Source organism: Pseudomonas sp. AO-1, assembly GCF_019775695.1.
In the GTDB taxonomy this organism is placed as follows: domain Bacteria; phylum Pseudomonadota; class Gammaproteobacteria; order Pseudomonadales; family Pseudomonadaceae; genus Aquipseudomonas; species Aquipseudomonas parakoreensis.
In genome coordinates this window covers 1741169-1754417 of sequence record NZ_CP079947.1, presented here as the reverse complement: position 1 = coordinate 1754417, position 13249 = coordinate 1741169, and the positions used below count along the sequence as shown (strand labels likewise).

15 protein-coding genes are annotated in these 13249 nt (G+C 59.9%); 6 read left to right on the top strand and 9 right to left on the bottom strand.

The genetic code is table 11. The features are described 5' to 3' along the window. Positions 1-47: 47 nt before the first annotated feature. The 3 genes from KVQ82_RS08035 to KVQ82_RS08025 all read left to right on the top strand — a co-directional run bounded on the left by KVQ82_RS08035 (position 48) and on the right by KVQ82_RS08025 (position 2756). Entirely contained in the window at positions 48-488 is a 441-nt protein-coding gene (locus tag KVQ82_RS08035; protein ID WP_108183572.1) for a PACE efflux transporter, read from the top strand. A 126-nt stretch (positions 489-614) separates the two neighbouring features. Beyond that, positions 615-2039, top strand: a complete 1425-nt coding sequence (locus tag KVQ82_RS08030) for an MFS transporter (RefSeq protein WP_222018577.1) — start codon at positions 615-617, stop codon at positions 2037-2039. Between the two features lie 156 nt (positions 2040-2195). Further along, complete coding sequence (locus tag KVQ82_RS08025; RefSeq protein ID WP_222019368.1) at positions 2196-2756, top strand: hypothetical protein; 561 nt, start codon at positions 2196-2198, stop codon at positions 2754-2756. A gap of 107 nt (positions 2757-2863) precedes the next feature. Here KVQ82_RS08025 and KVQ82_RS31815 read toward each other — a convergent pair whose 3' ends face one another. Beyond that, positions 2864-4183, bottom strand: a complete 1320-nt coding sequence (locus KVQ82_RS31815; protein WP_041066384.1) for a PAS domain-containing methyl-accepting chemotaxis protein — start codon at positions 4181-4183, stop codon at positions 2864-2866. Between the two features lie 407 nt (positions 4184-4590). After that, positions 4591-5481: a LysR family transcriptional regulator gene (locus tag KVQ82_RS08015; RefSeq protein WP_222018576.1), complete on the bottom strand. Its 891-nt coding sequence runs from the start codon at positions 5479-5481 to the stop codon at positions 4591-4593. 99 nt (positions 5482-5580) lie between these two features. Between KVQ82_RS08015 and gstA the strand changes: the two genes are divergently transcribed. Further along, entirely contained in the window at positions 5581-6174 is a 594-nt protein-coding gene (gstA, locus tag KVQ82_RS08010) for a glutathione transferase GstA (protein ID WP_222018575.1), read from the top strand. 125 nt (positions 6175-6299) lie between these two features. Here the strand turns inward: gstA and KVQ82_RS08005 are convergent, their stop codons facing one another. The 4 genes from KVQ82_RS08005 to KVQ82_RS07990 all read right to left on the bottom strand — a co-directional run bounded on the left by KVQ82_RS08005 (position 6300) and on the right by KVQ82_RS07990 (position 9813). Further along, complete coding sequence (locus KVQ82_RS08005; RefSeq protein ID WP_222018574.1) at positions 6300-7313, bottom strand: ABC transporter substrate-binding protein; 1014 nt, start codon at positions 7311-7313, stop codon at positions 6300-6302. Beyond that, positions 7310-7837 (bottom strand): sigma-70 family RNA polymerase sigma factor, encoded by a 528-nt coding sequence (locus KVQ82_RS08000; protein ID WP_086791903.1) that lies wholly within the window; start codon positions 7835-7837, stop codon positions 7310-7312. The genes KVQ82_RS08005 and KVQ82_RS08000 overlap by 4 nt, the downstream gene beginning before the upstream one ends. Positions 7838-8035: 198 nt before the next feature. Further along, entirely contained in the window at positions 8036-8827 is a 792-nt protein-coding gene (locus KVQ82_RS07995; protein ID WP_222018573.1) for a phosphate/phosphite/phosphonate ABC transporter substrate-binding protein, read from the bottom strand. A 44-nt stretch (positions 8828-8871) separates the two neighbouring features. Further along, positions 8872-9813, bottom strand: coding sequence for a fatty acid desaturase (locus tag KVQ82_RS07990; RefSeq protein ID WP_222018572.1), 942 nt, complete (start codon positions 9811-9813; stop codon positions 8872-8874). Between the two features lie 324 nt (positions 9814-10137). On the opposite strand from KVQ82_RS07990, the gene KVQ82_RS07985 reads away from it, so the two are divergent. Further along, the gene (locus KVQ82_RS07985; protein ID WP_222018571.1) at positions 10138-10545 is read left to right on the top strand and encodes a GNAT family N-acetyltransferase; all 408 of its coding nucleotides are present in this window, start codon (positions 10138-10140) and stop codon (positions 10543-10545) included. 82 nt (positions 10546-10627) lie between these two features. Here the strand turns inward: KVQ82_RS07985 and def are convergent, their stop codons facing one another. From def to KVQ82_RS07970, 3 genes are all read right to left on the bottom strand, one after another. After that, positions 10628-11167, bottom strand: coding sequence for a peptide deformylase (gene def, locus KVQ82_RS07980; RefSeq protein WP_047295954.1), 540 nt, complete (start codon positions 11165-11167; stop codon positions 10628-10630). A 2-nt stretch (positions 11168-11169) separates the two neighbouring features. Further along, positions 11170-12120 (bottom strand): YihY/virulence factor BrkB family protein, encoded by a 951-nt coding sequence (locus tag KVQ82_RS07975; RefSeq protein WP_222018570.1) that lies wholly within the window; start codon positions 12118-12120, stop codon positions 11170-11172. A gap of 164 nt (positions 12121-12284) precedes the next feature. Continuing rightward, on the bottom strand, positions 12285-12476 hold the full coding sequence (locus tag KVQ82_RS07970) for a CsbD family protein (protein WP_027612573.1): 192 nt from the start codon (positions 12474-12476) through the stop codon (positions 12285-12287). Between the two features lie 196 nt (positions 12477-12672). Between KVQ82_RS07970 and KVQ82_RS07965 the strand changes: the two genes are divergently transcribed. Beyond that, positions 12673-13050, top strand: coding sequence for a hypothetical protein (locus tag KVQ82_RS07965; protein WP_007969330.1), 378 nt, complete (start codon positions 12673-12675; stop codon positions 13048-13050). Positions 13051-13249 lie beyond the last annotated feature (199 nt).

The following is a 13249-nucleotide window of genomic DNA, read 5'->3' as shown; positions in this document are numbered from 1 at the left end:
CCGCCAGCCCCGCTGGCCAACACATTGCAAGAAAGAGGCAAATCCCCATGCAAGGCGTCAAACGCAAACTGGTCTATGTGTCGCTTTACGAAGTGATCGGCATGACCTTCTCCGCCCTCGGCCTGGCGCTGTTGTCCGGCACTTCACCGGGCAGCACCGGCCCGCTGGCGGTGATCATCACCACCATCGCCGTGACCTGGAATTTCATCTACACCTCGCTGTTCGAGCACTGGGAAAGCCGCCAGCAGTCACGCACCCGCACGGTCAAGCGGCGTATCGCCCACGCCGTGGGTTTTCAGCTGACACTGATCGTGTTCCTGATCCCGCTGATCGCCTGGTGGATGAACATCAGTCTGGTGCAGGCGTTCCTGTTGGATCTGGCGCTGATTATCTTCATCCCGTGCTACACGTTCACCTTCAACTGGCTGTTCGATCGCATTTTCGGCCTGCCGGCCTCAGCGCTGCCCGACTCGGCCGCAGCGGCATAAATCGTTAATTCGTAAGCAGTTATTGCGAAAAATCGGCGGTATCTGCGGGAGAACCGCCGATATTCACAATCCATCCACTCCGATAGCAGGCTAAGCTTTTCCATCAATAAAAAATGGACCAGCCCCATGACTGCTCACGCCCCCGCCGCCGCGCCATGCGACGGCATCGATCCGATACGCGCCGCCGAGATTTCCGCTCGCATCGACCGCCTGCCCGCCGTCGCCACCATCTGGCGACTGGTGGCGCTGTTGTCGATTGGCGGCTTCTTCGAACTCTACGATTTGTTCCAGACGGCCTACATCAGCCCCGGGCTGATCCGTGACGGGATCTTCGCCACCGGCAATCAGGGTGTGTTCGGTTTCTCCGATCAGGCGGCGTTCGCGTCGGCGACCTTCCTGGGTCTGTTTCTCGGCGCCAGCCTGCTCAGTCCGTTGGCCGATCGTTTCGGCCGCCGCGCGATCTTCACCTTTGCGCTGGTCTGGTACACGGTGGCCACGGTGCTGATGGGCATTCAAAGCTCGGCGCTGGGCATCATCTGCATGCGTTTTCTAGTGGGGATTGGCCTCGGTATCGAGCTGGTGACCATCGACGCCTACCTATCGGAACTGGTGCCCAAGCGCATGCGCAGTTCGGCGTTTGCCTTCGCCTTTTTCGTGCAGTTTCTCTCGGTGCCGGCGGTGGCGTTGATGTCGTGGTGGCTGGTGCCGCAGGCGCCGTTCGGTGTGTCGGGCTGGCGTTGGGTGGTGCTGGCGAGCGCGGTGTTTGCGCTGTTCATCTGGTGGCTGCGCAAGCGTCTGCCGGAGTCGCCGCGCTGGCTGGCGCAGCATGGGCGTTTCGATGAAGCGAACAAGATTCTCGACGCCATCGAAGCCCGCTGCGAGAAGGATCATCGCCAACCGCTGGATGCGCCTGAAGCCGTTCCGGTGGATGTCGAGGGCAAGGGCCGCTTCGTCGATATCTGGCAACCACCGTATCGGCGTCGGGCGCTGATGTTGATCGTGTTTCACGTGTTCCAGGCGATCGGTTTCTTCGGTTTCGGCAACTGGCTGCCGGCGCTGCTTTCCGGCCAGGGCGTGAGCGTCACTCACAGCCTGATGTACGCCTTCATCATCACCCTGGCCTACCCGCTCGGGCCATTGCTGTTCGTGAAGTTCGCCAACCGTTTCGAGAACAAATGGCAGATCGTCGGCTCAGCCCTTGGCGCCATGACCTTCGGCACCTTGTTCGCGTTACAGACCAGCGCCTTCGGCCTGATCTTCTGCGGGGTGATGATCACCTTCTGCAACGCTTGGCTGAGTTTCAGTTATCACTCGTACCAGAGCGAACTGTTCCCCACCAACATCCGCGCCCGGGCGGTGGGTTTCTGTTATTCGTTCAGTCGCTTGTCGACAGTGTTCAGCAGCCTGTTGATCGGGTTGTTCCTCGACCACTTCGGCACGCCCGGCGTGCTGGCGTTCATCGTCAGCAGCATGCTGATCGTGATGCTGACCATCGGCGGGTTCGGCCCGCGCACGCGCAATCTGGCACTGGAAAACATTGCCCATCGCTGACGGCCACACGGTCATCCTCTGCCGCCCGGCGGCAACGGATGACCGCCTGATTGCGCATGCACCAACAGTAAAGCCTTGAAACAGCGGGATTTGCTGCAAAGGCACGCTAATTGCTCGGCTATGCCCGTCAGCAATTATCCAAAGGTCTCCATCATGATGTTGGTCAGTGCCAAACAGCAGCAGCTCATCCACCTGCCCAAGCGGTTGGCGGATGACGCGACCACGACCGCCGCTGCCGGTCTGCAAAGCGGCCTGCACGGCGCCATGTTGCAATCGCTGCAGAACCAGACTCAGTCGCAAGCCACCGATGCGACCTCCAAGGTCCAGGATTCGGCCACGCAGATCGCCACCCAGCAAGTGGCCGCCGCCACGCGCATCAGCGATAACGTCGACGAAGCCTTCGCCAAGACCCGTGTCGGCCTGCAAACCACCGACGCCACGACTGCCGGCAGCACCAGCGGCACCTCGGCCACCGACGCGTTCAAGGACTACATGAGCAAGTCGCCGGAACAGCGTCTGCGCGACAGTATCCTTCAAAGCATGGGCATCACCGAAGACGACATCAAAGCCATGCCGCCGGAGAAACAACTGGCCATCGGCAAAGAGATCGCCGAGCGTCTGCAGGACAAGATGAAACTGGCGCAGACGGAAAAAGACAACGCCAATGATGTCAAGGACAGCGACAAACTGGCGGACAAGTTTCTCGCGGCGCTTTGACTGCAAACCCATGTAGGAGCTGCGGCACGCTGCGATCTTTTGATCTAAAAAAACAAAATCAAAAGATCGCAGCGTGCCGCAGCTCCTACAGTTTTTTGGCGTAGATGCTAGTTGAGTTGCAACGTCGCATTGAACTGCCCGATCGCATCCACCACATGTCGCGAACCCTGCTGAATCTCCAGGATCACCTCCCCCGCCTCGTTCGCCAGTTCCACACCCAGCCCGGTGCGGCTCAGGCTCGACTGCATGCTCGACACCGCGCTCAGCGACAGGTCATGGTTTTTGCGCACCACTTCGACAATCTCCAGGGTCGCTTGACTGGTGCGCGCCGCGAGACTGCGCACCTCGTCCGCGACCACGGCAAACCCGCGTCCGTGCTCACCGGCCCGGGCCGCTTCGATGGCGGCGTTGAGCGCCAGCAGGTTGGTCTGGTCGGCGATCCCGCGAATGGTCTGGACGATGGTGCCGATGATGTCCGACTGCTTGTTCACCGCATCGATGCTCAGCGCCGCTTCGTTGAGGTCGCGGGAGATGTCCTGGATGATCTGCACCGTCTGCTGCACGACCTGTGAGCCTTTTTGCGCGCAGGCGTCGTTTTGTACCGAGGTGCTGTGGGCCGATTCCGCGGCGTTCTGCAGCGTAGTCATCTGCTGGGTGATGTCGCTGGCGAACTTCACCACCTTGTACAAACGACCCTTGGTGTCGAACAGCGGGTTGTACGAGGCTTCGAGATAAACCATCTGTCCGGACTTGTTCTTGCGCTCGAAACGGTGCGAGTGATATTCGCCGCGATTGAGCGACGCCCAGAACGCTTTGTACTGCGCCGATTCGGATTCGGAACGGTGGCAGAACATGCTGTGGTGATGGCCGACGATTTCCGGCAGCGTGTATTGCATGGTGCGCAGAAAGTTGTCGTTGGCGGTAATCACATTGCCTTCCGGGGTGAACTCGATCACCGCCATCGAACGGCTGATTGCCGCCAGCATGCTTTCTTCTTCGTGCTCTTTGTTGACCCGGGCGGTGATGTCGGCGGCAACTTTTATGACGCTTTTGACTTGTTTGTCCGGGCCGTACACCGGCATGTAACTGGCTTCAAGCCAGATCTCCCTGCCGGACTTGTTCAAGCGCAGAAACGTGCCGCTGATCGGCTCGCCCCGGGCCAGGTCGCGCCACAATCTGGCGTATTCCTCGCTGCGGTAAAACGCTTCTTCGCAGAACACCCGGTGATGTTTGCCACGCACTTCCTCGGCGCTGTAACCCATGGTCTTGCAGAAGTTTTCGTTGGCATCCAGAACAATGCCTTCGGGGGTAAATTCGATCATCGCCATCGAGCGGCTGATCGCTTCGAGCTTGGCGTTGGCTTCGGTCAAGGCGCAGCTGAAACGCTCGATTTCCTGCAGGTCAGCCTTGTGATGTAGGTTGAACATGGTTGTATCACCTTCCGCGCGGTCTTTTGATTTGATGAAAGTTCAGGTCTTTCAGAATCCACCACTACGTTCCACAGAACAGGCACACGCATTCCTCCACGGGAGGAAGTTGTCAGGTGATAAATGATGTTTAATCCGAGCGTGCATGCCGCGACGCTCTCATCAAGACATCCTTCTCTTGATAGCCCGCGAGCGGGCCAGCCCTAACGTGCAGAAGAACTTCCATGTACAACTTGCTCCTTGTTGGTTCAGTGTCCGGTGCCTTTGATTGCGCACTCTGGCAGCGTTGAAATCACGGCTAACCGATGACGGTCGACATAGTTAGTTACAGCTAGCATAGCCAGCGCCCTGCCACGCGCAAGGCCACTAGTCGGCCAGTATCTGGCACTTTTTGCACAAGAAACGGTTCAGCGAACAGAGGCAAGCGAAGTCTCCGCCACCAAATCCAGCAGCGCCTGCACCGCTGCCGACGCCGTCTGCCCCGCAGGCAACACCAGCGAAAACACCCGCTCGACAGGTGGTTGCAGAGCAATCACGCGCAAGCCCTGACGGTCGACCGGCAAGGTCATTTCCGGCACCAGCGTCACGCCGAGGTTTTCCCGCACCAGCGTGAAGGCGCTGCTCCACTCGCGCACCTCGACCCGCACATCCTGCAACTGCAAACAGGCTTCGGCGGCAAGGCTGCGGGCGTTGGTCGAGCAACCGCCGGTAGCCAGCACAAAGGGCAGCGCGGTCAGTTCTTGCAGGGTGACGCCCTGCTCGGTTCCTCGCAGCGCCAGCGGATGGCCCGTCGGCACGACCGCCACCCATTCATCACGGCCCAATGGCCCGGCATTGCGCTCGGGGGCCGGGTTGAGCACCACACCGACATCCACCAGACCGGCCGCGAGCAAGGTTTCCACCTCGTCATCGCTGACCTCCAACGCCACCACTTCGATCCCGGGGTACAGGCGATTGAACTGACGCAGCAGCGGCGGCAGAAAACTCGCCAGGACCATGGGAAAACTTGCCAGGCGAATCGTCCCGCGCAGCATCGGGCGCACGCTGTCGACGGTCTGGCGAATGATTTGCAACGCGCCGAGCATTACGCGCGCCTGCTCAATCACCGGCAACCCAATGGCGGTGGGCAAGGTTTGCCGGCTTTCGCGACTGAACAGTTGCACACCGAGGGTTTGTTCCATCAGCGCCAGGGCCTGGCTCGCGCCAGACTGCGTCATGCCGACCCGCTCGGCCGCGCGGGTGATGTTGCCGTGATCGGCCACAGCGACCACCAGCCGCCAATGCATCAGGTTCATCATGGCAGTAGCTGTCCTTATGGCTGCTTTCTGAAAGATTAATTTTACCGAGGGTGCGGCGCACTATGACACTGGCGCCAAATCCTCACCAGAGAGCTGCCGATGAAGCTGTATTACGCCCCGCAAGCCTGTTCGCTGGCGCCGCATATTGTGTTGCGCGAACTGAAGCTGCCCTTCGTACTGATCCGCGTCGACAACCGCAGCAAGCGCACGGCCAGCGGTGAAGACTTCCTGGCGATCAATCCCAAGGGGTACGTCGCGGCACTGCAACTGGACAACGGCGCGGTGCTGACCGAAGGCCCGGTGATCCTGCAATATCTGGCGGATCTGCAACCACAGTCAGGGCTGGCGCCGGCGCCCGGCAGTTTCGAACGGCTGCGTTTGCAGGAGTGGCTGAATTTCATTTCGAGCGAGATCCACGGCGGTCTTGGTGCGCTGTTCGATGAGCGGTTGCCGGCCGAGGTCATCAAGGAGAAGTTGTTCAAGCGTTTTGCCGTGTTGGTCACGGTGCTGGAGCAGCAGGAGTATCTGCTGCCGAGCGGCTTCAGCGTGGCGGATGCGTTGTTGTTTGTGGTGCTGCGTTGGGCCGGGTTGTTTGACATTGACCTGGCGCAGTGGCCGGCGCTGGCGCGGTTTCATGCGCGGATTGAGCAGCGGTCGACCGTGATGGCGGCGTTGGCGGCGGAAGCGGTGTAAGTCTTTAGATCATTCGCGAGCAAGCTCGCTCCCACACTGGATTCGGGCAAGCCATAGACCCAGTGTGGGAGCGAGCTTGCTCGCGAAGGCGGTAGCTCAAACGCCACAGATCAAACAGTTGAAACTCACAGCCCCGCCGTCACCTTGCTCGCCACCTCCCCCGGCACCCACGCCTGCCACACCTGCGGCTGATCACGCAGAAACGCTTCGGCGACCTGCCGCGGTGGCTGGCGCTTTTCGCTCATTCCGGCCAGCGTCTGGTTCAGCAGATCAATCGGCAAGTCGACTTTCTCGAAGAACGCCACCAGTTCCGGGTATTGCACCTTGAACGGCGCCGACACGCCAATCGCCAGGCTGGCCGGCATCGAGCGGGTGCCCTTGGGATTCGGATTATTGGCATCGGCCAGGGTTTTCCAGGCCTCGGCATCGAACGGCGGTTCTTCGAGTTTTACCAGTTTGAAGCGACCGAGCAGCGGCGTCGGCGACCAGTAGTAGAACAGCACCGGTTTGCCGCGTTTGATCGACGACGCCACCTCGGCATCCAGCGCCGCGCCGGAGCCAGTGCGGAAGTTGACGTAGCTGTCGGTCAGCGCATAGGCCTTGAGCTTCTGGCTGTTGACGATCTCCGAGGTCCAGCCGGTCGGGCTGTTGAGAAAGCGTCCACGGCGCGGGTCTTCCGGGTCGCGGAACACGTCCTTGTAGCGCGGCAGGTCAGCCACCGATTTCAGCTCCGGGGCCAATGGTTTGATACCGCGCTCGGGGTCGCCCTTGATCACGTATTCCGGCACCCACCAGCCCTCGGTCGCGCCCTTCACCGTATCGCCCAGGCCAAACACCTTGCCTTCATTGGCAGCCTTGACCCACGCCGGACTGCGCCCGGCCCATTCCTCGCCGATCACTTGAATGTCGTTTTTCGCCAGCGCCGCTTCCAGGCTGACGGTGCTGCCCGGCAGCGTGTCGGTGGGGTAGCCGTAGCCTTTCTCGACGATCAGGCGCAGCACTTCGGTGATGAAACTGCCACTTTCCCAAGTGATGTCACCGAAGTGGATCGGCGCGTTTTTTTCCGCCGCCGAAACAGCGCCGACACTCAGGCTCAGTGCCAGCAACGAACGGCCGAGCAGGGTTTTGATCGATCTCATGCGGACCTCTTGTCTGTCAGGATTTGGTTGGCGCTGTGGCGGTCGCACAGGGCCTGGGAACGGCTCATGTAAACGCTGACCGAACGCTGCGAGATGCCCAGTTCGGCGGCGATTTGCGGGTAGGTCAGGCCATCGATCCGCGCCAGCAGGAAGGTCGAGCGGACCTTGCCGGGCAGGCGTTGCAAGCTGTGGTCGAGGCGCTTGAGGGTCTGGCTCAGGTGTGCGAGTTCTTCAGGCGAAGTGGCGACCTCGACCTCGAACTGCTGCACATGCCGGCGCTCCAGGTCCGCGCGGCGCCAACGCTGATAAAGCAGGCGCTGGGCAATCGTAGTGAGCATGGCGCGGGGTTCACGAATCGCCGTGACACTGGGCGCCTGAAGCAATTGCGCGAAGGTTTCGGCAGCGATGTCTTCCGCGTTTTCGGCGTCGTGCAGCTGCCGGCGCAAGTACGTGCATAGCCAGCGATAGTGGGCGCGGAACAGCACGTCGAGATGATTGCGGTGAACGGTATCGGCGCCGGACATAAGGGCTCCTGGGCAAGGGGTCGCTGGATGTCCGGTGATCCGGTGGCGCGATCCTAGCAAGGCGTCTTATGCATTAATAATATTTATATTTCATTCCTATATTCTTTTTGGAGATATAAGAGCGAAAGATCGCAGCCTTCGGCAGCGCCTGCATTTGAAATGCGTTCAACCTGTAGGAGCTGCCGAAGGCTGCGATCTTTAGCGCAAGCGGCCATAGCCCAACTCTTCAGCCTCACGCTGATAGTCGAGCACAACCCGATAATCGCTTTCACTGGCCGGCAACACCTCAGGCAAGCCAAGGATCTGCGCCACATCGGGCAGTTCACGCAACGCCCGATTCATCACCTCGCGCAGGTGTTCGACCTGCTCATCAGTGGCAGTAGCAACCGTAATAAACGGCAACGTCGGGCTCAACGCACTGCGCGCCACCACCCGCAAACCGCTGACGTCTTCCGGCGCATGCTGAGCGAGATAGGCATAGGTCACGCTGTCGACAGCCGCCAGATCGGCGCGGCCGTCCCGCAACCAGCGCAAACTCTCGCGGTGTGCGCCACTGATGCCGACCGTGGCGAAAAACTGCCCGTCGCGCTGCAGCGGCGCCAAGCGCTGGCGCAACAGATTCATGCCACTGTTGGAGTCTTCACTGTTGATCACCCCGCGACTGCCACGAAAATCCGCCAGGGTTTTGCGCACATCATCGGCACGGCTGAGAATCAGGCTGCAGTGATTGCCGGCGCTGGCGTCGGGCAATTCGTAGCGCGGGCGACCGACGATGCGCACCTGATCGCGCAGCAAGGTCATCAAGGGGTAGCCGCAGGTTTGCGTCAGTAGCAGATCGGGCGACAACCACAGTTCGGGCAGCGACAGGCTGGCGGCGTTCAGGCGGGAATGCCCGAGGTGTTCGAGGATGCGTGAAACCCAGCGCTCGTTGGCCGCGCGAATGGGCTCGGGGGCGGTGTACATCAGCAGTTCGAGGTGGTGTTGGGTCATACACATTATTTCCCTGCAAATACTTATCTGTGGTGTTCCTGGGGTCAGTGGAAGGGATGCTCGGGACTGTCAATCGGCTTGAACCCGTGGCGCCACCACAACTGCCCATAACCCTGCACCAGAAATCCGCCGCTACGCGCGACCCATTGCTCGCGGCGCATACGGTAAGCCTGGGGCAAGTCGTACCACGCCAGCCCCGGCAGGTCGTGATGCACCAGATGAAAATTCAGATTCAGAAACAGCCAGCGCCATGGCCAGCCGGCCTCGTTGAGCACGGTGCGTTGCTCCGGCTGTGCGTGCGGGCGGTGTTCATAGTAGGAGCGGATCATCGCAATCGACAGCGCCGGTACGCTGATCAGCAAGAGATAATGCCAGACCGGCAACACGCTGAAGCGCGCGACAAAGCACAGCATCAGCACGGTGAACGCACCGTGGGTCAGCCACATTAGCCAGGCTTGCCGCTCGCGGTTTTTCAGGCGTTGCAGTTCTTCCGCGGCCAATGCCAGCAAGGCCAGCGGCGCGCCAATCGCGAACCGCCCGAGCACGGTTTTGTTCAGCCAGTGCAGGCCGCGTTCGAACAAGGAACTGCCCTGCCAACGCACGGCCGTCAGATAACGGCTTTCCGGATCGACACCGGGCACTGTCAGGTCTTCATCGCGGTGATGCAACAGATGGCTGTCACGGTACAAGGTGTACGGGTACCACACCGCAAAGGGTGCATAACCGAGGATTTTATTGCAAAGCACCGAGCGGGTCGGATGCCCATGCAGCAACTCATGCTGCACTGACAGCCACAGCACCAGCAGCGGAATCAGCAGCAATGAGCTCAGGCCGCGTCCCAGCCATGCGCTGTTGAGGATGATCGCAAACCAGCCGCCATACACGCCGATCAGCAACAGCCATGTCGGCCATTCGGTGCGGGCGGTGAAGCGCTGGCGCAGGGTTTCGATTTGCTGGCGATGTTCGGCGTCGAAGTAATTCGGCATGGCGTGGCTCGGAACGGGAATCTTCCCCTTCTGTGCAACGAAGCCGGGCAATCTTGCAGATTATTTTTGCGCTGAGGCGGGAGCCCGGAGGACGGACTCCCGAGGGACGTGATCAATGACCGAAAATATCGACCTTCTTGGCTTTTTTCTCTGCACGCTTTTCAATGGCCGTCTTGGCCGGTTTCTTCTTCGCGGCTTTCTTTGAATCCATACCTTTGGACATGACGCGTACTCCACTCACAGGGATGTAGGCTCAGGTATACACCTATCGCGCGTCGCGCGTTCTTTTATAATCGGCGCTTTGCCCGCCGTCAGTCCGATCCCATGTCCGATACCCAGTACAGCCTGCTCGATGAGCCTTTGTGGCCATTGATGAACAAGTTTTACCGCCGCCACCAATCGTCGATGAAAGCAGTGCGCGACGCGCAACTGTGGGTGGCCCGACGCGAGGACATCGTTGCCGCGCTGTGCTTGCGACCGGTGGCGGGCGGGTATTGGTTGACCGGGCTGTTTGTCGACCCGGGTTGCCGTGAGCAAGGGATTGCCGGGCAGTTGATCGCGGCGGCGGTGAAGGATGTGCAGGAACCGGTGTGGCTGTTCTGCCATCCGGATTTGCGCGGGTTTTATGAGCGGCGTGGTTTCAGCTTCGACCCTGCCCTGCCCTATGCGTTGGCCGAACGGTTGAGCCGGTATGCGCGAAGCAAGCCGATGATTGCGATGGGGCTTGTTTGAAGATCAAAAGATCGCAGCCTGCGGCAGCTCCTACAAGGATCGGTGTAGGAGCTGCCGAAGGCTGCGATCTTTTGATTTTTGCTTAATCGTCTGCGCTCGGATCAAGATCCGGGAACATCACTTCGGTAAAACCGAATTTGCTGAAATCGGTAATCCGCGAAGGATACAAGCGGCCGATCAGGTGATCGCATTCGTGCTGCACCACCCGCGCATGAAAACCTGAGGCCACGCGCACGATCGGTTCGCCCTTGGGATCGAAACCTTCGTAGCGAATCTGCTGATAACGATCCACCGCGCCACGCAGGCCTGGCACCGACAGGCAGCCTTCGAAACCCTCCTCGGTCAGCGGACTCAACGGGGTGATCAGCGGATTGATCAGGATCGTCTGCGGCACCGCTTCGGCGTCCGGGTAGCGTTCGCTGTGCTCGAAACCGAAAATCACCAATTGCAGATCGACGCCGATCTGCGGCGCGGCCAGGCCAACTCCGCCGACGCTTTCCATGGTCTGGAACATGTCATCGATCAGTTGCCACAGCTCGGGGCTGTCGAACATCTCCGGCGGCACTGGCGGGGCGATGCGCAGCAGACGTTCGTCGCCCATTTTTAGGATTTCACGAATCATGATCAGGCTTCGTCAGTGTCCGGCTTGAGCGAATGATCGCGCCCCAGGCCCGAGACGTGTTGTTTGGGATGTACATCGAGTTCGCCGGGGACTTTCTCGCCCGCGTCCTTGCCCTCGCTGGACATGTGTTCGATCACCGCATTCATCTCGGCGCCAAGCAGCAGCACCGCCGAGGAAATGTAGAAATACAGCAACAGCACGATGATCGCCCCGATGCTGCCATACATCGCGTTGTAGTTGGCGAAGGTTTTGACGTAGAACGCAAAGCCCAGCGAGGCGATGATCCACACCACCACGGCCAGTACCGAGCCGGGGGTGATGAAACGGAACTCCTGTTTGACGTCGGGCATCACGTAATAGATCAGCGCCACCGCGACCATCATCAGAATCACGATCACCGGCCAGCGCGCAATCGTCCACACGGTGACGATGAAGTCTTCCAGCCCTACCTGCGCGGCAATCCAGCCCATCACTTGCGGCCCGAGCACCATCAGTGCGGCGGCCACCAGCAACATGCCGGCAATGCCTACGGTGTAGAAAATCGACAGCGGAAAACGTTTCCAGATCGGCCGTCCCTCGACCACGTCATACGCGGCGTTCATCGCGCTCATCATCAGGCGCACACCGGCAGACGCGGTGTACAGGGCGATGACGATACCCACCGAGAGCAAGCCGCCCTTGGACTGCTGCAACTGATCGATCACCGGGTTGACCTGCTCCAGTGCCTGCGGCGGCAATACCAGCTCCGACTGCAGGCGCAGCCAGGTGAAGAAGTCCGGCAGGTGCAGGAAACCGATCAGCGCAATCAGGAACAGAATGAACGGGAACAGCGAAAACAGCATCTGGTAGGCCAGTGCCGAGGCGTAGGTCGACATCTCGTCGTCGACGAATTCAGTGACCGTGCGCATCATCACTCGATGCAGGGGCAGACCTTTCATGTCCGGAAAAATCATTCGCGTCTCCTTTCGCCGCATTACAGGTTGAAGTCGTGGCGACTCAGGGGCCGTTTTTTACATCACGGTAGCCTACTTGGCGACCTTCGTGGATGACCGTCGAGTTTTGACACAAAAACGGCCATCCTTGGATGGCCGTTCGTGTGTTTCGTTCAAGGCGGGAATTACGCCTTGTCGACACCTTTCTTGATGGCGTCTTTGGCTTTGCCGACAGCTTGCTGGGCTTCGCCTTTTTTCTCTTGCAGCTTGCCTTCGGCTTGCAGCTTGGTGTTGTCGGTGGCTTTACCGACACCTTGCTTGACGTTGCCGACGGCTTCGTTGGCCATGCCTTTTACTTTATCGCCAGTGCTACTCATGGTGTTTCTCCTTGGTGCATTGAAGGGGAAAAGTCAGTACGTAATGATTGACTGGCCGGGTTTGCCACGAGTTTCATTTATTTTTGCCCTTCATTTCGTCGTGCAATGCAGGTTGGGCTTTATGTTTGCCCCCCAAGCCCCGAGAATGCGCAGCTATGGGCGCGCTGCGCCAACGATCAGACCCCGCAGGAATGTTATGAAACTCGATAAAAAGCAGGCCATTGCCCGTCGCAACCAGGAACTGGGCGGCGCTGTGCTCGGCACCAACAACTGCCACTTCGCCGAACTCAACCGCAACCGCAACATCTGGTGGTTTGACCTGCCGGTGACGCGCCTGGCCGTCGGTCAGTACGAGTGGATTCACCTGCTGATGCACACCCCGGCCACCGACGAACTGCTGCACCTGAAAGTGCCAACCGTGTTCCTGCGGGAAAAGCTCGAAGGCCTGGTGATTCGCAACGAAGGCAAGCGCAAGGCGGCGTTGAGCCTGGAATTGAGTGCAGACAAGGATTCGTACCTGCAGGACATGCGTCCGGCGGGCACCAACGTGAATTTCGCGCCGTTCCGGCAGTAAGCATTCCTTGTGGCAACTGGACTCTGTGGCGAGGGAGCTTGCTCCCGCTGGGCTGTGAAGCAGCCCCATAACCCCGTGTCAGTTGAGTCCTGACACACCACATTCACCGGACTTACGACTGCTGCGCAGCCGAGCGGGAGCAAGCTCCCTCGCCACAGGATTGAAGAACGCCGCCCAACAAAAAGCCCCGCATTTGCGG

Excerpts from the sequence above, each read along its gene's own strand:
- KVQ82_RS08035 (WP_108183572.1), top strand. The coding sequence starts at position 48 with ATGCAAGGCGTCAAACGCAAACTGGTCTATGTGTCGCTTTACGAAGTG.
- KVQ82_RS08030 (WP_222018577.1), top strand. The coding sequence starts at position 615 with ATGACTGCTCACGCCCCCGCCGCCGCGCCATGCGACGGCATCGATCCG.
- KVQ82_RS08025 (WP_222019368.1), top strand. The coding sequence starts at position 2,196 with ATGTTGGTCAGTGCCAAACAGCAGCAGCTCATCCACCTGCCCAAGCGG.
- KVQ82_RS31815 (WP_041066384.1), bottom strand. The coding sequence starts at position 4,183 with ATGTTCAACCTACATCACAAGGCTGACCTGCAGGAAATCGAGCGTTTC.
- KVQ82_RS08015 (WP_222018576.1), bottom strand. The coding sequence starts at position 5,481 with ATGATGAACCTGATGCATTGGCGGCTGGTGGTCGCTGTGGCCGATCAC.
- gstA (WP_222018575.1), top strand. The coding sequence starts at position 5,581 with ATGAAGCTGTATTACGCCCCGCAAGCCTGTTCGCTGGCGCCGCATATT.
- KVQ82_RS08005 (WP_222018574.1), bottom strand. The coding sequence starts at position 7,313 with ATGAGATCGATCAAAACCCTGCTCGGCCGTTCGTTGCTGGCACTGAGC.
- KVQ82_RS08000 (WP_086791903.1), bottom strand. The coding sequence starts at position 7,837 with ATGTCCGGCGCCGATACCGTTCACCGCAATCATCTCGACGTGCTGTTC.
- KVQ82_RS07995 (WP_222018573.1), bottom strand. The coding sequence starts at position 8,827 with ATGACCCAACACCACCTCGAACTGCTGATGTACACCGCCCCCGAGCCC.
- KVQ82_RS07990 (WP_222018572.1), bottom strand. The coding sequence starts at position 9,813 with ATGCCGAATTACTTCGACGCCGAACATCGCCAGCAAATCGAAACCCTG.
- KVQ82_RS07985 (WP_222018571.1), top strand. The coding sequence starts at position 10,138 with ATGTCCGATACCCAGTACAGCCTGCTCGATGAGCCTTTGTGGCCATTG.
- def (WP_047295954.1), bottom strand. The coding sequence starts at position 11,167 with ATGATTCGTGAAATCCTAAAAATGGGCGACGAACGTCTGCTGCGCATC.
- KVQ82_RS07975 (WP_222018570.1), bottom strand. The coding sequence starts at position 12,120 with ATGATTTTTCCGGACATGAAAGGTCTGCCCCTGCATCGAGTGATGATG.
- KVQ82_RS07970 (WP_027612573.1), bottom strand. The coding sequence starts at position 12,476 with ATGAGTAGCACTGGCGATAAAGTAAAAGGCATGGCCAACGAAGCCGTC.
- KVQ82_RS07965 (WP_007969330.1), top strand. The coding sequence starts at position 12,673 with ATGAAACTCGATAAAAAGCAGGCCATTGCCCGTCGCAACCAGGAACTG.